Origin of the sequence: Loktanella salsilacus, assembly GCF_024206795.1 — a bacterium.
GTDB lineage: Bacteria > Pseudomonadota > Alphaproteobacteria > Rhodobacterales > Rhodobacteraceae > Loktanella > Loktanella salsilacus.
Genome location: NZ_CP072994.1, coordinates 12,197 through 29,077 on the forward strand (window position 1 = coordinate 12,197; position 16,881 = coordinate 29,077).

The 16,881-nt window shown below is 62.6% G+C and carries 19 protein-coding genes; 9 read left to right on the forward strand and 10 right to left on the reverse strand.

The window, feature by feature from the left end; translation table 11 throughout:
* Positions 1 to 91 precede the first annotated feature (91 nt).
* The 9 genes from KBW81_RS00055 to rbfA all read right to left on the reverse strand — a co-directional run bounded on the left by KBW81_RS00055 (position 92) and on the right by rbfA (position 7,167).
* A complete protein-coding gene (locus tag KBW81_RS00055; RefSeq protein WP_090190207.1) occupies positions 92 to 1,072 on the reverse strand; it encodes a zinc-binding dehydrogenase in 981 nt (326 codons plus the stop codon).
* 11 nt (positions 1,073 to 1,083) lie between these two features.
* Positions 1,084 to 1,680: a TetR/AcrR family transcriptional regulator gene (locus KBW81_RS00060; RefSeq protein WP_254247933.1), complete on the reverse strand. Its 597-nt coding sequence runs from the start codon at positions 1,678 to 1,680 to the stop codon at positions 1,084 to 1,086.
* A gap of 123 nt (positions 1,681 to 1,803) precedes the next feature.
* A complete protein-coding gene (rpsO, locus tag KBW81_RS00065; protein WP_090190203.1) occupies positions 1,804 to 2,073 on the reverse strand; it encodes a 30S ribosomal protein S15 in 270 nt (89 codons plus the stop codon).
* Positions 2,074 to 2,210: 137 nt separating this feature from the next.
* Positions 2,211 to 3,260, reverse strand: coding sequence for a calcium-binding protein (locus tag KBW81_RS00070; protein ID WP_254247934.1), 1,050 nt, complete (start codon positions 3,258 to 3,260; stop codon positions 2,211 to 2,213).
* Positions 3,261 to 3,359: 99 nt separating this feature from the next.
* Positions 3,360 to 4,247, reverse strand: coding sequence for an alpha/beta hydrolase (locus tag KBW81_RS00075; protein WP_254247935.1), 888 nt, complete (start codon positions 4,245 to 4,247; stop codon positions 3,360 to 3,362).
* On the reverse strand, positions 4,240 to 4,749 hold the full coding sequence (locus KBW81_RS00080; RefSeq protein ID WP_090190200.1) for a DUF1643 domain-containing protein: 510 nt from the start codon (positions 4,747 to 4,749) through the stop codon (positions 4,240 to 4,242). Before KBW81_RS00080 ends, KBW81_RS00075 begins: the two co-directional genes overlap by 8 nt.
* Before the next feature lie 81 nt (positions 4,750 to 4,830).
* The gene (truB, locus tag KBW81_RS00085; protein ID WP_254247936.1) at positions 4,831 to 5,736 is read right to left on the reverse strand and encodes a tRNA pseudouridine(55) synthase TruB; all 906 of its coding nucleotides are present in this window, start codon (positions 5,734 to 5,736) and stop codon (positions 4,831 to 4,833) included.
* 58 nt (positions 5,737 to 5,794) lie between these two features.
* A complete protein-coding gene (locus KBW81_RS00090) occupies positions 5,795 to 6,517 on the reverse strand; it encodes a phosphodiester glycosidase family protein (protein ID WP_254247937.1) in 723 nt (240 codons plus the stop codon).
* Positions 6,514 to 7,167, reverse strand: coding sequence for a 30S ribosome-binding factor RbfA (gene rbfA, locus KBW81_RS00095; RefSeq protein WP_372805000.1), 654 nt, complete (start codon positions 7,165 to 7,167; stop codon positions 6,514 to 6,516). The genes KBW81_RS00090 and rbfA overlap by 4 nt, the downstream gene beginning before the upstream one ends.
* On the opposite strand from rbfA, the gene dapB reads away from it, so the two are divergent.
* The gene (gene dapB / locus KBW81_RS00100; protein ID WP_090190282.1) at positions 7,075 to 7,884 is read left to right on the forward strand and encodes a 4-hydroxy-tetrahydrodipicolinate reductase; all 810 of its coding nucleotides are present in this window, start codon (positions 7,075 to 7,077) and stop codon (positions 7,882 to 7,884) included. The two genes, rbfA and dapB, sit on opposite strands and share 93 nt — an antisense overlap.
* Positions 7,885 to 7,932: 48 nt before the next feature.
* The gene (locus KBW81_RS00105; RefSeq protein WP_254247939.1) at positions 7,933 to 8,289 is read left to right on the forward strand and encodes a dihydrodipicolinate reductase; all 357 of its coding nucleotides are present in this window, start codon (positions 7,933 to 7,935) and stop codon (positions 8,287 to 8,289) included.
* Here KBW81_RS00105 and KBW81_RS00110 read toward each other — a convergent pair.
* Positions 8,286 to 8,462: a DUF1674 domain-containing protein gene (locus KBW81_RS00110; protein ID WP_090190280.1), complete on the reverse strand. Its 177-nt coding sequence runs from the start codon at positions 8,460 to 8,462 to the stop codon at positions 8,286 to 8,288. The two genes, KBW81_RS00105 and KBW81_RS00110, sit on opposite strands and share 4 nt — an antisense overlap.
* A gap of 66 nt (positions 8,463 to 8,528) precedes the next feature.
* Between KBW81_RS00110 and KBW81_RS00115 the strand changes: the two genes are divergently transcribed.
* The 7 genes from KBW81_RS00115 (at position 8,529) to KBW81_RS00145 (ending at position 16,858) form a co-directional block, all read left to right on the forward strand.
* Positions 8,529 to 9,800 carry an RsmB/NOP family class I SAM-dependent RNA methyltransferase gene (locus KBW81_RS00115; protein WP_254247940.1) on the forward strand — a complete coding sequence of 424 codons (1,272 nt, stop codon included), beginning with the start codon at positions 8,529 to 8,531 and terminating at the stop codon, positions 9,798 to 9,800.
* Positions 9,801 to 9,910: 110 nt separating this feature from the next.
* Positions 9,911 to 11,641 carry a heparinase II/III family protein gene (locus KBW81_RS00120; RefSeq protein ID WP_254247941.1) on the forward strand — a complete coding sequence of 577 codons (1,731 nt, stop codon included), beginning with the start codon at positions 9,911 to 9,913 and terminating at the stop codon, positions 11,639 to 11,641.
* Entirely contained in the window at positions 11,638 to 13,224 is a 1,587-nt protein-coding gene (gene purH, locus KBW81_RS00125; protein ID WP_254247942.1) for a bifunctional phosphoribosylaminoimidazolecarboxamide formyltransferase/IMP cyclohydrolase, read from the forward strand. The genes KBW81_RS00120 and purH overlap by 4 nt, the downstream gene beginning before the upstream one ends.
* 9 nt (positions 13,225 to 13,233) lie before the next feature.
* Positions 13,234 to 13,716 (forward strand): signal peptidase II, encoded by a 483-nt coding sequence (gene lspA, locus KBW81_RS00130; RefSeq protein WP_090190186.1) that lies wholly within the window; start codon positions 13,234 to 13,236, stop codon positions 13,714 to 13,716.
* Positions 13,717 to 13,794: 78 nt separating this feature from the next.
* The gene (locus KBW81_RS00135; protein WP_090190184.1) at positions 13,795 to 14,019 is read left to right on the forward strand and encodes a DUF3035 domain-containing protein; all 225 of its coding nucleotides are present in this window, start codon (positions 13,795 to 13,797) and stop codon (positions 14,017 to 14,019) included.
* A 104-nt stretch (positions 14,020 to 14,123) separates the two neighbouring features.
* Positions 14,124 to 15,539, forward strand: a complete 1,416-nt coding sequence (locus tag KBW81_RS00140) for a M16 family metallopeptidase (protein WP_254247943.1) — start codon at positions 14,124 to 14,126, stop codon at positions 15,537 to 15,539.
* Entirely contained in the window at positions 15,536 to 16,858 is a 1,323-nt protein-coding gene (locus KBW81_RS00145; protein ID WP_254247944.1) for a M16 family metallopeptidase, read from the forward strand. Before KBW81_RS00140 ends, KBW81_RS00145 begins: the two co-directional genes overlap by 4 nt.
* The last annotated feature ends 23 nt before the right edge of the window (positions 16,859 to 16,881 follow it).

Consider the following 16,881-nt stretch of genomic DNA (forward strand, 5'->3'; position numbering starts at 1 on the left):
GCATGCGAAACATTGGGCGATTTTTCCCAATGTCGTCAAAATCGAGCGCTGCGGCAGGATTTTCTTAACCCTGCCGCAGATTTTGCGTGGTTTAGCCGCGCAGCATAACCTTGCCAGCCCGGCCCGGTGTCAGGGCAGCCTTCATCGCTTCGGTCACGTCGTCCAGATCAAACGCGCCGCCGTCTTCCAGCGTCAACTCTCCTTTGACGGCCAGCGTCAGCAGTTCGGTGATCAGGCGCTTGCGGTCAGCAGGGTCCATGTCGTTGCTGACCATGGAGCCCCAAAAGCCTTTGACGGTGATCTGCTTCATTATCAGCGCGCCAGAGTTCAGCTGAAGCGGCGCACCTGTTGCTGTGCCAAAGACGTAAAGCTCGCCGTTCACGCCAAGCAGGTCGACCAACTCTGCGCCCATCTCGCCGCCGACAGAGTCGATGGCGGACACGGCACCGGCCTTGCCGATCAGCGTACGGGCCTGCTTTTGCCAGCCTTCGGTGCTGGTGGACAGAACGTTGTCCATGCCCAGATCGGTCAGCTCTTTCACGGCCTCTTCCCGGCGCACAAGGTTGATCAAGTTGATGTCACGGGACTTTGCCAGCACCGCCATGATCTTGCCGACAGCGCCGTTGGCTGCGGTCTGGATGATCCAGTCGCCGGGCTTGGCTTGCAGCAGTTCGAGCAGCGAAATCGCGCTAAAGGGCATGGCGATCAGCTGCGCGCCTAGCGTATCGGGGATGCTGTCGGGCAGGGGCAATACGCCAGCGGCGGGGGCGGTGAAATACTCTGCCCATGTGCCGTGCACGCCAGCGATAGTGACCCGCTTGCCGATCATGGCTTCATCCACACCTTCACCCACGGAAGCGACCGTGCCGATGGCTTCGGACCCGCCGATGGCGCCGGGCAGGTCTGGCTTGTAGCCATAGTTGCCGCGCACGGTCCACAGGTCGTGGTTGTGGATCGGGGACAGGATGGTCTTGATCAGCACCTCGCCTTTGCCCGGGATCGGGGTGTCGACGGTTTCGGTTTTCAGGACGTCAGCGGGTTCACCAAAGGTGTCGTGGATTGCAGCGCGCATGGGCTATTCCTTTATTGCGTGGGGTTAAGGCGGCGGGCTGTGTCTTGCAGGGCAAGGCGCAGCGGGGCGTCGCCGGATGAGAGTTTCGCCAGCACAGCCGCGCCCAGCCATTGGGCGTAAAGCGTGCGGGCGGTGGTGTCCGGATCGTCTTGGGCGCGGATGGAGCCATCTGCAGCGCCCTGCCGCAGCAGGTCTGCGATGCGGCTGGTCAGTTGCGTCACGCCGTCGTCTAAAATGCGGCGCATATCTTGGGAAAGATCGGCGACCTCTGCCGCGAGTTTGACGACAAGGCAGCGGGTCGCGATGCCTTGGGTGTCGTCGGTTGGCAGCCAAGCAGCCCAGAAGGTCGCCAGCTTGTCGCCGGCCGTGCCGGGCGTGGCGGTCAGGGCGTCGATGCGGGCCAGATAATCGGCCACATAGTCGTCCAGCATCGCGCAGCCAAACGCCTCTTTCGAGGCGAAGTAATAGTAAAACGATCCCTTCGGCACGCCGGATTCGGACAGGATGCGTGACAGCCCGATGCCGCCAAAGCCACCTTGCAGCACAAGTTCGCGCCCTGTGGACAGGATGCGCTGGCGGGTTTGATCTGATTTACTGGGCTGTGTCATACTTGTCAGATAAGCATAATAGACCAGTCGTCTAGTGGTCGCGTGGGTTGACGTTGCGATACCCCAAAACGCAAAACGCCCGCCGGTAAGGGCGGGCGTTCGGATCGCGGTAGCTTGGCCGGGTTAGCGGCGCAGGCCCAGACGCTTGATCAGGTCCTGATAACGGGCTTCGTCCTTGCTGCGGGTGTAATCCAGCAGTTTCCGGCGCAGAGCGACCATTTTCAGCAGACCACGGCGACCGTGGTTGTCTTTTTTGTGCGACTTGAAGTGCTCTGTCAGCGTCGCGATACGCGAGGACAGGATCGCAACCTGGACTTCGGGCGAACCGGTGTCGCCTTCTTTGGTTGCGAATTCTTTCATGACGCGGGCTTTTTCTTCGGGCGTAATCGACATCGGGGTCTCCTTGGATAAGGGTGAATGGCGCGATCCGGGATGTCGTCCAGAAAGGCCCTTGGAGGGTCCGGCACGCCAAACGGCGCACGCGGATGGGTGCCTTTAGGCGTTTTGCGCCTAAAAGGGAAGGTGGAAAATCAGGCCGCGACCAGCAGGATCGTCGATGTATCCAGCGCGGTCACGCCGCTTAGGCGGGCGACGACGGCGTCGTCAGCCAGCAGCGTTGTGCCGTCCGCGTCAGTGATCGTCGTCAGGACGGGCGGGACATCGCCAGCGTAGGTGATTTCGATCATATCCTCTGCCGGGTTAAAATCATCGATGGTGTTGTGGCCCCCCGGCAGCACAGAGAAGGTGTCTGCGCCGTCGCCGCCGTTCAGGTGATCGCCTACGCCTGCCAGCAATAGATCATCGCCCGCGCCGCCGTTGATATAGTCAAAGCCACCGTCATCGTCGTTCCCGTCGATCACGTCATTACCCCCGCCACCGTTCAGCAGGTCGTTGCCGGTGTCGCCGATCAGAATGTCATCGCCCCAGCCACCCGCGAGGGTATCATCACCGTCACCGCCAAACAGGGCGTCGTCACCAGCGCCAGCCAGCAGCGTGTCGTTGCCGTCGTCGCCGAACATGGCGTCGTTGCCCATATTGCCAGTCAATTCATCGTCGCCTGCGCCGCCAAACAACATGTCATCGCCAAGGCCACCGTCCAATGTATCGCCATCGTCTGTGCCGGTCAGTGTCAAAGAGGGGGTGGTGATGACCGGCTCTTCGGGCAGATCGTCATAATCGTCATAATAGTCATCGTCGAAATCAAAGGGGAATTCGTCCGTTGTTTCGACGGGCAGATCAGTTTCGATGGCGGGCTCTGTTTCCAGGGTGTCATCCCCACCGCCCGACTGATCAGCGTCATCCGTAATGCCCCAGTCGGCGTCCGTCAGGGCACCGTAAGCTTGCGCGCCGTCAGCCAAGACGCCGCCCGCACCAGCGTCGCCGTCGGTATCGGACAGCCCGCCAGCCCCGGCGTCACCATCGCTGTCGGACAGCATTTGGAACAGGTCGGGACCAACTTCGGTCAGACCATTTGTATCAATCTCGGACTCCTGTGGGGAGTCTTCTTCTTCGATGTCATCACGGCCAATCATCGCAAACGACGACATAGCAATGCCAAGAAAGCCAAGAACAGCAAGCATTTATGTGCCTCAACAAATAAGGATCGCCCCCGATCCAGGAGTGTTGAAATTCTTTTAACACCGCGCTGTCAGGTTTACACTCTCCCAATGAAAGAACAGTTAACGCGCCTGAAAATGCGGTAGAAATGCTGACAGGACGGCGGCGGGGTTTTCTTCCATCGCGAAATGGCCAGAGCGGCAGGCATTGCCGGTCACGTGCCGCGCCCATCCGCGCCAAGCTGACAAGGGATCGCCGGTTTGCGCGGGAAAGCCGCCTTCGGCCCATAGGAAATGCAGTGGCGCGTCGATCATCGTGCCTGCGTCCTTTGTTTCGCGGTCCAGCGCGCGGTCGAAATACGCCCCGGCGCGGTAATCTGCGCACATCGCGTGAATGCGCGCCGGATCGGACATCTGCGCGCGGTAGCTGTCCAGCGCGGCGGGGGTGAAGGCGTCCAGTGACTTGGCCAGCGTCCATTGCGCCAGCGTCCAATCAGCATAGCCTGCGCCATCTGCGGCGATCATCCGTTCCGGCAGCGGCGCGGGCTGGGCTAGGAAAGTCCAATGGTAAGCGTTCAGCGCCAGATCGGCGTTCCAGCTGTCCCAGAAGTCGCCGGTGGGCACGATTTCGATAATGCCAAGGCGCAGGATGCGATCCGGGTGGTCCAGCGCAAGGCGGTAGGTGACGCGCGCACCGCGGTCGTGCCCAAGGATATGGGCGCGGTCCAGGCCAAGGGCATCCATCAGGCCGATGATATCGGCGGCCATGCGGCGCTTGGAATACGTGCTGTGATCGGCGTTATCAGCCGGGGCGTCGCTGTCGCCATAGCCGCGCAGGTCGGGAATGATCACGTCGAAATGCTGCGCGAGGGTGGGCGCGACTGACGCCCAGCAATGGTGGTTTTGCGGGTAGCCGTGCAGCAGGATCAGGGGGATGCCTTGGCCTGCGCGGTGGACCGACAACGTCACGTCGCCGGTATCGATGCGCGACGCGGTGAAACCTTCAATCATTGGGCCATGGCTCCGGCTGGGCGGCATAGGCGACATAAAGCGGGTGCCGCGGGTGGCCGTGTTGCGTTAGGCCAAGTGTATGGATTTGCACGCCTCTGTCACGCAATATGCGCAGGACAGTCGCGGCGCGGTTTTCATGGGCGCCGTGGATGCCCCAGCCTGCGACGACCAGACCTGCGCCCCCGCAGGCACCGACAAGCGCGGTGTCGTTGTCCGGCCCGATGGGGGCCGCCGCGCGTTTCAGATCGGCGGGCGCCGTGGCGCGATAGGCGAAAAGGTTCACGATCCGCACGCCGCCAAAGCCGCCGGTGCGGGCACGCGTTTCGCAGCGGGCGATGGTGGGATCGTTGGCCAGTTCCGTCGCGGTCGATGGGTTGAGCATGATCCAGACCAACGGCGCAGCATCCGACCACTGCCGGTCAAGGCGATAGCGATAGGCCTCGCAGTCGGAATAAAGGGCGGACGACGTGGTGCCGTCCGCAGTATGGGTGCGGTGGATCATGGCCTTATGGTGCCCGGAGTAGCGATCTGGCGAAAGGCCAGACGCCGATTTTTCGACGAAATCGGCGTCTGCACGCGGCCGCTAGTCGACGAAGACGCGGGCGGGGTGCAATTCGCTGCCCATCAGGCGGCCAACAGCGACGGCGCGGCCTTCGTGGGCGGCCCAGACTTCGGTGCCGTAATCGATGCCGGATGCAATCACCATCGCCGGGTTGCCGTTGCGCAGGGCCGTCAGGCTGGCGGTGGGGCAGTTGACCATCGGAAGGTCGGCAAGGCCGACTTCTAGCGGTTGGATGTGGGTGTCCAGCTCTTCGGTGCGGGCGATGGCGTCGATTGCGTCCAACGTCAGGCCGTCCTCGGCCTTGAAAGGGCCGGACCAGATGCGGCGCAATTCGCGCACGTGGGCGTGGCAGCCCAGTGCTTCGCCCAAGTCGCGGGCAATGGACCGGACGTAGCCGCCCTTGCCGCAGACCATTTCCAGCGTGACGTGATCGGCGTCGGGCCGGTCATCCATCAGCAGGCTTTCGACCCACAACGGACGGGCCGCAATCTCCATCGTCTCGCCGTCGCGGGCGCGTTTGTAGGCACGCTCGCCGTCGATTTTCACGGCAGAGAATTGCGGCGGGACCTGCATGATGTCGCCAACGAACTGGCCGAGGGCGTCCTTGATCTGTTCATCCGTCGGGCGCACATCGCTTTCTGCGATCACTTCACCTTCGGCGTCGTCGGTGTTGGTCGACTGACCCAGACGGACGGTAAAAGTGTAAGCCTTCAGCGCGTCGGTGATGTAGGGGACGGTCTTTGTCGCCTCGCCCAGCGCAATCGCCAGAACGCCCGTCGCATCAGGGTCGAGGGTGCCAGCGTGGCCCGCCTTGTTGGCGTTCAGCGCCCAGCGCACCTTGTTCACGACAGTTGTGCTGGTCAGGCCCGCGGGTTTGTCCACGATCAGCCAGCCCGAAATGTTACGTCCTGATTTGCGCCGTCCCATTGGGGCCTCCGTCGTGATGTGAAGGCGCCTGCTAGGCCTGCGCGGCGCCGGGGTCAAGCTATTGCACGACCCCGACGATTGGACCCAGCGCCGCAAAGCCGAAATCTGCCCGGTTTAATTCAGGCGCATAAAGCCGGGAAACAGAGCCGTCGAGGAACAGCGCGTTGGGCGTTTTCAGCACGTCGCGGAAATAGCGCCCGAAGGTGTCAAAATTCACCGCATCATTGGAAATCGCAAAGATCGCCGTCTTGCCGTCTGCCATCGTGCCAACGCCGTTGCGCACATGCAATGATGGCGAATCAGGGATGAAACGCGGGTGAAGTTTGCCGTCGATCACCAGCATCGGCCCGGATTGGGTGGCGTCGCGGCAGGCGGGCTTTGTCAGCTCAAACGTCAGCGATTCGATGACGTTGGCGCTGTCGTCGGTCAGGCACAGCAAACCGTTCGGCAGCAGGCCAAAGTTGCCCGGCCCCGCGCGCGTGACCAGCGGTGCAGTTTCCACGCCGTTCTGGATATAAAGGCCAACCGCGCGGCGGTCGTCGTGATACATACCAGCGTTCATCGCAAATTGCACCGACTGCGGGGCAACCGATGCGCCAAGCGCGGTCCAACCGCCCAGCACACCGCCGTCGGCGTTGCGGTGGAATAGGCGCAAGTCTTCGGTCGCCGCATCGACGGTGCAGGCCGTAAAACTGTGCCCTTCAAAGGTGTCGTCGGCGCAGGTGACCGCGCTGGCGGGGCCAGCGACAAGCGCCAGCAGCAGCGCCAGCGCCCTCATCATGCGTCGTTGTCCTTGTCAGCCTCGGTCGATTCGCCTTCTGGCGCGTCGGGTGCAGCAAGGTCGGCTTTCACGTCGGCACGCTCGAACAGGGCGCGGGTTGCGTCCATGCGGTCAAAGGTATCGTCGATTTCGAACCGGATTTCAGGGGCGAACTTGATGCTGAGCACCTTGGCAACTTCGCGGCGGATCTCGTGCCGGGATTTGCGCAGGGCCAGCAGCGCCTCTTCTTTTTTGTCGCCACCAAGGGGCAGGATGAACGCGGTCGCCACGGACAGGTCCGGGGAACAGCGGACTTCGCCCACGGTGATCATCATGCGAGAGAGCTCCGGGTCATGGATCTCTCCGCGTTGAAGGAGTTCTGACAGACGCCGGCGGATCAATTCGCCGAGCCGTAGCTGTCGCTGGTTGGGGGCGCCGCCCCCGGAGGATGATGTCTTTGCCATGGCCTGCATGTAACGCTGCAGCACGACAATTCCAAGCAAGCCTTTTCCGAGCGCGTTTGGGGCGTTATGGCTTGGCGGAAATTTGCGCAGAGGACGGGCATGATGGGCACACCTATGACAGGCACACCGGGAATCGTGATTACGGGGGCTTCGGGCCGCATGGGGCAAATGCTGGTGCAGGCTGTCACGCAGTCGGACGCCTGCCATCTGGTCGCCGCGCTTGAACGCGAAGGCCATGCTTGGGTCGGACAGGATATCGGCACGGCGATGGGCGGCGCTGCTCTGGGCGTGACTGTCACGGACGATCCGGTCGCGGCCTTTGCAAAAGCGCAGGCCGTTATCGACTTTACCGCCCCCGCCGCCACGGTCGCTTTTGCTGGCCTCGCGGCGCAGGCACGGGCGGTGCATGTGATCGGCACGACGGGCCTGTCGGACGACGACATCGCCGCCATCGACCGCGCCGCGCATCATGCTGTCATCGTCCGCGCGGGCAACATGAGCCTTGGGGTCAACCTGCTGGTGCAGCTGACGAAAAAGGTCGCTGCCGCGCTGGACGAGGATTTTGATATCGAAGTGATCGAGGCGCATCACCGCCACAAGGTTGATGCGCCATCGGGCACCGCCCTGATGCTGGGAGAGGCTGCCGCAACGGGGCGCGGCGTTGAACTGGCCGACGTGCGCGACAGCGGGCGCGACGGGATCACTGGGGCGCGCAAGCGCGGCGACATCGGCTTTACCGCCATTCGCGGCGGCGACATCGTGGGCGAGCATGACGTGATGTTCGCAGCAGATGGCGAACGGATCACCCTACGCCACGTTGCGACGGATCGCCGCGTTTTCGCGCGCGGTGCGCTGAAAGCTGCGATTTGGGGGCAGGATCGCGCGCCGGGACACTATGACATGCTGGATGTGCTGGGTCTGTGACTTGATCTGCCGCAAGATGCCCTAATTTATCGTGGCAGGAGGACTGCCATGAAGTTTTGTTTTGCAATTGTCTTGAGTATTTTGCCGGCTATGGCCGCGGCGCAGGATTACGTCCGCGTCAGCGACGAAGGCACGTTTCTGGACCTGATGGGGCAGGGCGACCTGACCCACATGCTGTATAACATCACGGTCAAAGTGATGCCTGACGGTCAGATCACGGGCGACGCGCTGGGCTGGCCCGTGTCAGGCAGCTGGTCATGGCAGGACGGTTATTTCTGCCGCGCAATGGACTGGGGCGGCGACGAGATTCCCTATAATTGCCAATTGGTTGAGCAAAAGGGCGATCTGGTACGCTTTACCGTCGATCAAGGCGCTGGCCGCGCTGCCGCGCTGCGATTGCGCTAAAAGTCGATCGCGAGGCCTTTGTTTTCCCAGTCGCCATAGCGCACAGGTTCTGGCCCTTCGCGGCCGCCAAGTTCAGGCGGTAGCGCAAGCGCCTCTGCCTTGGCGCGGCGCTCTGCCGCTTCGGCAAGGGCGCGCTGGGCGGCGGGTGGAAGGTGTGTATTGTCGTCCGTCATGGTCTTGTCCTTGCCGGGGGTGTGCTGCTGATATACCCCGCTTACGACACCAAACAAGGGTTTCCCATGGATCAGACCGGCATCGCCCCGCGCCGCGCCGCGCATCACCTGCTGCAACAGGTCATCGAAGAAGGGCGCTTGCTGTCCGAATTGCTAGGTGGCGGCGCGCTGGACCACCTTGCGCCAGAGGATCGCGCCCGCGCGCAGCGGCTGGCAACAGACGCGTTGCGGATGCTGGATCGGTCCGACCGGATGCTAAAACCGTTCCTGACCAAAGAGCCGCCGGTCTATGTGCAGAACGCCTTGCGTCTGGGCACATTGGAAATCGTGCAGGGCGCTGCCGCTTATGGCGTGGTGAACGCTTATGTCGAGATTGTCGGCCGCAATCACCATACGGCCCGGCTAAAGGGTCTGGTGAATGCTGTGCTGCGTAAGGTGGCTGATAAGGGCCCGGACGCTTGGGCCAAGATGCCAGCGCCGCTGATGCCCGGTTGGCTGCGTCAGCCACTGGTCGCCGCATGGGGCCGCAAAGATATCGAAGCGATCGAAGCTGTGCAGGCAACGACTCCGCCGCTGGACATCACGCCCAAGGGCGATGCGCAGGCTGTCGCAGATGCGCTGGGCGGCACGGTGCTGCCGACGGGATCGGTGCGCCTGATGGATGCGGGGCAGGTCACGCAGCTGGCGGGTTATGACGCGGGCGATTGGTGGGTGCAGGACGCCGCCGCAGCGCTGCCTGTGCAATTGCTAGGCGATGTCAGTGGCTTGTCCGTGCTTGACCTTTGCGCGGCTCCTGGTGGTAAGACGATGCAACTGGCCGCACGCGGCGCGACTGTCACCGCCGTCGATGCCTCTGCCAGCCGCATGACACGGGTCGGGCAGAACATGACGCGCGTTGGGCTGAACGCTGATGTGCAGGTCGCCGATGCCTTTGATGTGACGGGACAATGGGATGCGGTTCTGCTGGACGCGCCGTGCAGTGCCACTGGCACGATGCGCCGCCACCCGGACCTGCCTTATGCCAAGGACGGATCAGAATTTGGCGCGTTGATCGACCAGCAGGGCGCAATGATCGACCATGCCTTGTCGCTGGTCAAACCCGGCGGGCGTCTGGTGTTCTGCACCTGCTCGCTTTTGCCGGACGAGGGCGAAGTGCAGATCGAAGAGGCGCTAGAGCGTCACCCCGATCTGACCATCGACCGCGCCGCGCTGGACCAGCCCGGCATCGATCCCGCATGGATCACAGAAGAAGGCGGGCTGCGGCTGCGGCCTGATTTCTGGGCTGAAATCGGCGGTATGGACGGCTTCTATATGGCGGTGCTGACAAAGCCTGCGTGACAGGGCCGCAGCACCGCGTTAACTTGAGCCCTAAGAAGAATGCGAAACCGCAATTCAGAGGCAGCAGCTTGGTCGACCACGACTCATGGCGTGCCCGTCAACGGGCCTTCATGCACCGCGCACATGCGCGGTGGGCGGCGCGCGCGCGGCCTGCGACTGGATTTGTGTCGCAGCCTGAACCCCGCAGCATTGGTCATTTCGCCCGTGGACGGCAGTTGCTGGCCGGTAACTTTCTGTTTGCAGGTGTTCTGACAACGGCCCCCGGTGGGTCAATCTGGGCCGCGCAAGGCGACCGGGCGATGGTCGATCAGGAATTGCACAGCTTTGCCTGGCTTGATGATTTGGCCGCCGTCGGTGATGCCCGCGCCCGCCATGCGGCGCAGGCTTGGGTTGCGGAATGGATCGACGCTTTTGGGGACGGCACCGGCCCCGGTTGGACGCCTGACCTGACCGGGCGGCGCCTGATTCGCTGGATCTCTCATGGGGTTTTCCTGCTGCGCGGGCAGGACAAGGACGCACAGGCGCGGCTGTTCCGCTCTCTTGGGCAGCAAACGTTGTTCCTGTCGCGCCGTTGGCGCAGCACGCGCCCCGGCCTTGCCCGGTTCGAGGCGCTGGCCGGCATGATCTATGCGGGCCTGTCGCTGGAGGGAATGGAGCATCTGACCGCCCCTGCCATTGCCGCGCTCGCCTCTGATTGCGCCAGCCAGATTCGCGCTGACGGCGGTATCGCGACGCGCAATCCCGAGGAATTGCTGGACGTTCTGACGTTGCTGCTGTGGGCGCAGACCGCGATTGAAGGCAGCGAACAGCTTGTGCCGGGCGCGATCACGCAGGCGATTGCCCGTATCGGCCCGACCCTGCGGGCGCTGCGCCACGCTGATGGCGGCCTTGCGCGGTTTCATGGCGGCGGGCGCGGGCTGGATGGGCGGCTGGATCATGCGCTGGCGCAGATCGGCGGCAAGAAGGAAATTGGCGACGCGGAGTGCATGGGCTTTGCCCGCATCGGCGCGGGCCGCACCACCTTGATCGCCGATGGCGCGCGTCCACCGGAAGGGGCGGCATCGCTGAACGCCCATGCCTCGACCCTTGCGTTCGAGATGACATCAGGGCGCCGTCCGCTGATTGTGAACTGCGGGTCTGGCGTCAGCTTTGGGGCGGATTGGCGCAGGGCGGGGCGCGCGACGCCAAGCCATAGCACGCTGGGCATCGGCGGTTATTCATCGTCGCGCCTTGGCCCGTCGGTCACGACAAGCGGCGTTGCGCAGGAAATGTTGGTCGATCTGCCGGATGTCGTGAACTGCATTGTCACCCATCTGGACGATGGCCGCCGGGCAGAGCTGTCGCATGACGGCTTTCGCATTACCCACGGACTGACCCATGCCCGCACGCTGGAAATGACGACGGACGGTCGCGGTCTGGCCGGAGAGGATTTGCTGACGACGCTTGATAGCTCTGACAAGGAACGCTTTGACCGGGCGCTGGATGCGACGCAGATGCAGGGCATCCCCTATGCGATCCGCTTTCATCTGCACCCCGACGTGGACGCGACCGTTGATCTGGGCGGGGCCGCCGTGTCGATGGCGCTGAAATCCGGCGAAATCTGGGTGCTGCGCCATGATGGGCACGCTGAATTGCGGTTAGAGCCGTCAGTTTATCTGGAAACAGGGCGATTGAAGCCGCGTGCGGCGCGACAGGTGGTTTTATCCGGCGTCGCAATGGCCTATGCGACCCGCATCCGCTGGTCGCTGGCCAAGGCGCAGGACACACCCGACGTGGTGCGTGACTTGGCCCCCGCGCGCGCGGCGGAGGATGATGACACAGATTTCGGGGACGACACATGACCTTGCAACCCATCCGCCGCGCACTTCTTAGCGTATCTGACAAAACTGGCCTGATTGACCTGGGCCGCGCACTTGTGGACCGGGGCGTTGTGCTGCTGTCCACGGGCGGCACCGCCAAGGCGCTGCGCGACGCGGGCCTTGATGTGACCGATGTGGCCGACATCACCGGCTTTCCCGAAATGATGGACGGCCGGGTCAAGACCCTGCACCCGATGGTCCATGGCGGCCTGCTGGCGCTGCGCGATGACGCGGGTCATGTAAAAGCGATGGATGATCACGGCATCGCGCCCATCGATCTGCTGGTCGTGAACCTGTATCCATTTGAAGAAACCGTCGCCAAAGGCGGCGACTATGACGATTGCATCGAAAATATCGACATCGGCGGTCCTGCGATGATCCGCGCTGCGGCTAAGAACCATGCCTTTGTCAGCACCGTTGTTGACGTAGCCGATTATGACGCGCTGCTGGCTGAACTGGCTGCGAACGACGGTCAGACCACGCTGGCGTTCCGTCAGAAGCTGGCCCAGACCGCCTATGCCCGCACGGGTGCCTATGACGCCGCTGTCAGCACGTGGATGGCTGGCGCGATTGAACTGGCCACGCCCCGCCGCCGCGCCTTTGCTGGCGAGTTGCGTCAGGAACTGCGCTATGGCGAGAACCCGCATCAGACCGCCAGCTTTTACACCGACGGCACCGGGCGTCCCGGCGTTGCCACGGCGAGCCAACATCAGGGCAAAGAGCTGTCTTATAACAACATCAACGACACCGATGCGGCGTTTGAATTGGTGGCAGAGTTTGATCCCGCTGATGGCCCTGCTGTCGCGATCATTAAGCACGCCAACCCCTGCGGCGTGGCGCGCGGCGCGACGCTGATCGAGGCCTATAACAAGGCGTTTGATTGCGACCGCACCAGCGCCTTTGGCGGTATTGTCGCGCTGAACATGCCGCTGGATGAAGAAACCGCAAAAGCCATCGTCGAAATCTTTACCGAGGTCGTGATCGCCCCCGGTGCATCTGACGCCGCCAAGGCTGTGTTCGCTGCGAAAAAGAACCTGCGCCTGCTGACCACGGACGGCCTGCCCGATCCGAAGGCTACTCAGCTGACCTATCGCCAGGTTGCTGGCGGGATGCTGGTGCAGGACAAGGATACCGGCCACGTCCCCGCCGACGAACTGCGCGTTGTGACCAAGGTCCAGCCGTCCGCCGATCAGATGGCCGACCTGCAGTTCGCATGGAAAGTCGCCAAGCACGTCAAATCCAACGCCATCGTCTACGTCAAAAATGGCGCGACCGTCGGTGTCGGTGCGGGGCAAATGAGCCGCCTCGACTCTGCCCTGATCGCCGCCAAGAAATCAGAGCGTATGGCCGAAGCGATGGGCCTGCCCCAGCCGCTGACCATTGGCTCTGCCGTGGCGTCGGACGCGTTCTTTCCCTTCGCTGATGGCCTGATGGAGGCCGCCGCTGCGGGTGCCACCTGCGTTATCCAGCCCGGTGGGTCGATGCGCGATAACGAAGTGATCGCGGCCGCGGACGAGGCCGGGATTGCCATGGTGTTCACCGGCATGCGCCACTTCAAACACTAGGAGCGCGTTATGCGATTGGTCTTTTGGGCGGGGTTCTGGACGTTTCTTCTGGATCAGGCGACGAAATATATCGTCGTCCACATGATGAATCTGATGACCCGGCAAGAGATCGACGTCGCTGCCCCGTTCCTTGTGTTCCAGATGGCGTGGAACCGGGGTGTGAACTTTGGCATTGGGGCGGCGGCGGATATGCGGTGGGTGCTGATTGGCATCGCACTGGCGATATCTGCCGCCGTTCTGGTCTGGCTATGGCGCGCGGGCGGGACAAAGTGGACGTATATCAGCGCTGGCCTGCTGATTGGCGGGGCGCTGGGCAACGTGGTGGACCGCGTGCTTTATGGCGCTGTGGCGGACTTTATCAACATGTCCTGCTGCGGTATTAACAACCCGTTTTCCTTCAACGTGGCCGACGTCGCGATCTTTGCGGGGGCTATCGGACTGGCGCTTTTGCCCGATGGGCGCACGCCGCCAAGCAGAAAAACCAAGGCGTGATCGCATGGTGCACCGGAACGGCGTGACGCGGGCCTCGGTCTGCGTTAGAACACTGCGAAGATGAGAATGAGGGTGACTATGCTGCGGTTCGGAATTGGAATGTGCCTCTGTGCGGCGCTGGCGGCCTGTAGCGGTAACCGTGGGCCATCTGGCCCGGATGAATCGAGCGTGGAAACCTTTCGTCCGCTGGTGATTCCGGCGACGAATGCGCTGCCTGTTCCCACGCCGGGCGGCACGAACCCGGCTGACATGCCGCCGCGCGCGGCGCCTGTCGCCACAGTCAGCCTGCGTCCCCCAGTTTAAACGACCAGCGTCAGGGGCGTTCATCACAACCCCGTTTGGCCAATTGCGGTCGCGCTGCGAAAGGTTAGGTTGACGGCAACGTTGACCAATCTTGCAGGATTTTCATGACACGCATGCTGGCCGTTCCGTTTCTGTTTCTGGGCCTTGCCCCGTTGCAGGCGCAAACCGCAACCGACACGGCCCAAGGCGCCAGCTTTACCGAAGGCGGCAAGACGGTCACCGTCACCGCGCCGGTCAAGATCGGCGATGACGTCACCACCTTTACGCTTGATAACGGCATGGAAGTGGTCGTGATCGAAGATCACCGCGCCCCTGTCGTCGTCCAGATGGTCTGGTATCGCGCCGGCTCTGCGGACGAAAAGGTTGGCCAGTCTGGCGTTGCCCACTTCTTGGAACACCTGCTGTTCAAGGGCACGGACAAGCTGGCACCCGGCGAGTTTTCGGCCACGGTTGCGGCAAACGGCGGGTCAGACAACGCCTTTACCAGTTACGATTACACGGCCTATTTCCAGCGCGTCGCGGCAGACCGTTTGCCGCTGATGATGGAAATGGAAAGCAACCGGATGGAAAATCTGCGCCTGTCCGAAAGCGATATCGAGACAGAGCGCAATGTCATCATCGAAGAGCGCGCCCAGCGGACCGACAACAACCCCGGCGCGCTGGCCCGCGAACAGTTCATGGCCGCGCAATATCAGAACCTGCGTTACGGCGTTCCGATCATCGGCTGGAAGCACGAGATGGCAGAGCTAAGCCTAGAGGACGCGCTGGCCTACTATACCCTGAACTATTCCCCCAATAACGCGATCCTAGTGGTCGCAGGCGATGTTCAGCCGGACGATGTGATGGCGCTGGCTGCGAAATACTATGGCGTGATTCCGCCAGAGCCGGACCTGCCCCCGCGCCTGCGCCCGACAGAGCCGCCGCAAACCGCGCCGCGCCGCATGACCTATACTGACCCGCGCGTCAGCCAGCCCTATATCGTGCGCAGCTATCTGGCGACGGAACGCAACGCCGGCGATCAGAAAACCGCCGCCGCGTTGGTCTATTTGTCGGAACTGTTGGGCGGCTCGCCCTTCACCTCGGCGCTGGGGCAGGCGCTGCAATTCGACACGCAGACCGCGATCTACACCAATGCGGGCTATGATCCGTCCAGCCTTGATACCTCTACCTTTTCGCTGTCAGTGGTGCCGTCGACGGGCGTCAGCCTAAGCGCGGCAGAAGCCGCGATGGACAAAGTGGTCACCGATTTCATGGCCGCTGACATTGACCCTGCGGCGCTGGACCGGATCAGAAACCAGCTGAACGCGCAGGAAATCTATGCGCTGGATAACGTGCAGGGCCGCGCCCAGCGCTATGGCGCTGCGCTGACGCAGGGGCTGACCGTGCAGGACGTGCAGGACTGGCCGCAGATCTTGCAGGACGTCACCGCCGAAGACATCAAATCCGCCGCAGCGCAGGTGTTCGATCTGAACCAATCAGTGACCGGCTGGGTCGTCGCTGAAAAGGAGCAAGCCCAATGATCCGTTTCGCCCTGACATTCTGCGCCGCGATGGCCGCCTCGGTCGCGCATGCTGCTGTGGATATTAAACAGGTCACCTCGCCCGGCGGCATCAACGCGTGGCTCGTCGAAGAGCATGGCATTCCATTCACCGCGCTGGAAATCCGCATTCGCGGCGGCGCATCGCTAGACCTGCCCGGCAAACGCGGCGCGACCAACCTGATGATGGCGCTGATCGAGGAAGGCGCTGGCGATCTGGACGCGCAGGCGTTCCAGACCAAGCGAGAAGAGCTGGCAGCGAGCTATGGTTTTGACACTGGCGACGATGTCGTGGCTATCAGCGCGCAGTTTCTGACGGAAAACCGCGAAGAGGCGGTGGCCCTGCTGCGCGATGCGCTGATCGAGCCTCGGTTCGATCAAAGTGCGGTGGACCGGGTGCGCGAACAGGTGCTGTCGAACATCGCTGGGGATGCGAAATCACCCAATGCGATTGCCAGCGCGGCCTTCGATGCGGCGGCTTTTGGCGATCATCCTTACGGGTCTTCCCTTGATGGGACAGTGGACAGTGTGACCGCGTTGACGCGCGATGATATCGTGACCGCCCACGCCAACGCGCTGACGCGCGATCGCCTTTATGTCGGTGCTGTGGGTGACATCACGGCGGATGAACTGGGCGTCATGCTTGACGACTTGCTGGGCGATCTGCCTGCGACTGGGCCTGCCTTGCCCGCAGATGCAGAATTTGCGCTACAGGGTGGCACCACCGTTATTCCCTATGACACGCCGCAGTCTGTGGCGCTGTTCGGTCACGCAGGGATTGAACGCGACGACCCTGACTATTTCGCCGCCTATATCTTGAACGAAGCGCTTGGCGCTGGCGGTTTCGAGTCGCGCCTCATGCAGGAGGTGCGCGAAAAACGCGGGCTGACCTATGGCGTCAGCACGTTCCTTGTGTCCAAGTTTCACGCCGATCTGGTGCTGGGGCAAGTCGCCTCTGCCAATGCGACAGTTGCGCAGGCGATTGATGTGATCAAGGCGGAATGGGCCCGTATGGCGCAGGACGGCATGACGCAGGAAGAGCTGGACAGCGTCAAAACCTATCTGACCGGTGCCTATCCGCTGCGCTTTGATGGCAATGCGGATATCGCGGGCATCCTAGTTGGCATGCAGATGATCGACCTGCCGCCTGAGTATATCGTGAACCGCAACGACATGCTGAATGCCGTGACGCTGGACGATGTGAACCGCGTGGCGCGCGAGTTGTTGCAGCCGGATAACCTGCACTTTGTCGTGGTCGGACAGCCTGAGGGATTAGAGGCCAACGCGGCGGCTGGGAACTAAAAGGCTTCGAACGAAGACGCTTT

Bases quoted from the DNA above. Each gene is read 5' to 3' on its own strand.
- lspA (WP_090190186.1), top strand. From the start codon at position 13,234: ATGCGATTGGTCTTTTGGGCGGGGTTCTGGACGTTTCTTCTGGATCAG.
- KBW81_RS00090 (WP_254247937.1), bottom strand. From the start codon at position 6,517: ATGATGAGGGCGCTGGCGCTGCTGCTGGCGCTTGTCGCTGGCCCCGCC.
- rbfA (WP_372805000.1), bottom strand. From the start codon at position 7,167: ATGGCAGGCGTCCGACTGCGTGACAGCCTGCACCAGCATTTGCCCCAT.
- KBW81_RS00145 (WP_254247944.1), top strand. From the start codon at position 15,536: ATGATCCGTTTCGCCCTGACATTCTGCGCCGCGATGGCCGCCTCGGTC.
- dapB (WP_090190282.1), top strand. From the start codon at position 7,075: ATGACAGGCACACCGGGAATCGTGATTACGGGGGCTTCGGGCCGCATG.
- KBW81_RS00140 (WP_254247943.1), top strand. From the start codon at position 14,124: ATGACACGCATGCTGGCCGTTCCGTTTCTGTTTCTGGGCCTTGCCCCG.
- purH (WP_254247942.1), top strand. From the start codon at position 11,638: ATGACCTTGCAACCCATCCGCCGCGCACTTCTTAGCGTATCTGACAAA.
- truB (WP_254247936.1), bottom strand. From the start codon at position 5,736: ATGGGACGGCGCAAATCAGGACGTAACATTTCGGGCTGGCTGATCGTG.
- rpsO (WP_090190203.1), bottom strand. From the start codon at position 2,073: ATGTCGATTACGCCCGAAGAAAAAGCCCGCGTCATGAAAGAATTCGCA.
- KBW81_RS00135 (WP_090190184.1), top strand. From the start codon at position 13,795: ATGCTGCGGTTCGGAATTGGAATGTGCCTCTGTGCGGCGCTGGCGGCC.
- KBW81_RS00060 (WP_254247933.1), bottom strand. From the start codon at position 1,680: ATGACACAGCCCAGTAAATCAGATCAAACCCGCCAGCGCATCCTGTCC.
- KBW81_RS00120 (WP_254247941.1), top strand. From the start codon at position 9,911: ATGCACCGCGCACATGCGCGGTGGGCGGCGCGCGCGCGGCCTGCGACT.
- KBW81_RS00105 (WP_254247939.1), top strand. From the start codon at position 7,933: ATGAAGTTTTGTTTTGCAATTGTCTTGAGTATTTTGCCGGCTATGGCC.
- KBW81_RS00080 (WP_090190200.1), bottom strand. From the start codon at position 4,749: ATGATCCACCGCACCCATACTGCGGACGGCACCACGTCGTCCGCCCTT.
- KBW81_RS00075 (WP_254247935.1), bottom strand. From the start codon at position 4,247: ATGATTGAAGGTTTCACCGCGTCGCGCATCGATACCGGCGACGTGACG.
- KBW81_RS00070 (WP_254247934.1), bottom strand. From the start codon at position 3,260: ATGCTTGCTGTTCTTGGCTTTCTTGGCATTGCTATGTCGTCGTTTGCG.
- KBW81_RS00055 (WP_090190207.1), bottom strand. From the start codon at position 1,072: ATGCGCGCTGCAATCCACGACACCTTTGGTGAACCCGCTGACGTCCTG.
- KBW81_RS00110 (WP_090190280.1), bottom strand. From the start codon at position 8,462: ATGACGGACGACAATACACACCTTCCACCCGCCGCCCAGCGCGCCCTT.
- KBW81_RS00115 (WP_254247940.1), top strand. From the start codon at position 8,529: ATGGATCAGACCGGCATCGCCCCGCGCCGCGCCGCGCATCACCTGCTG.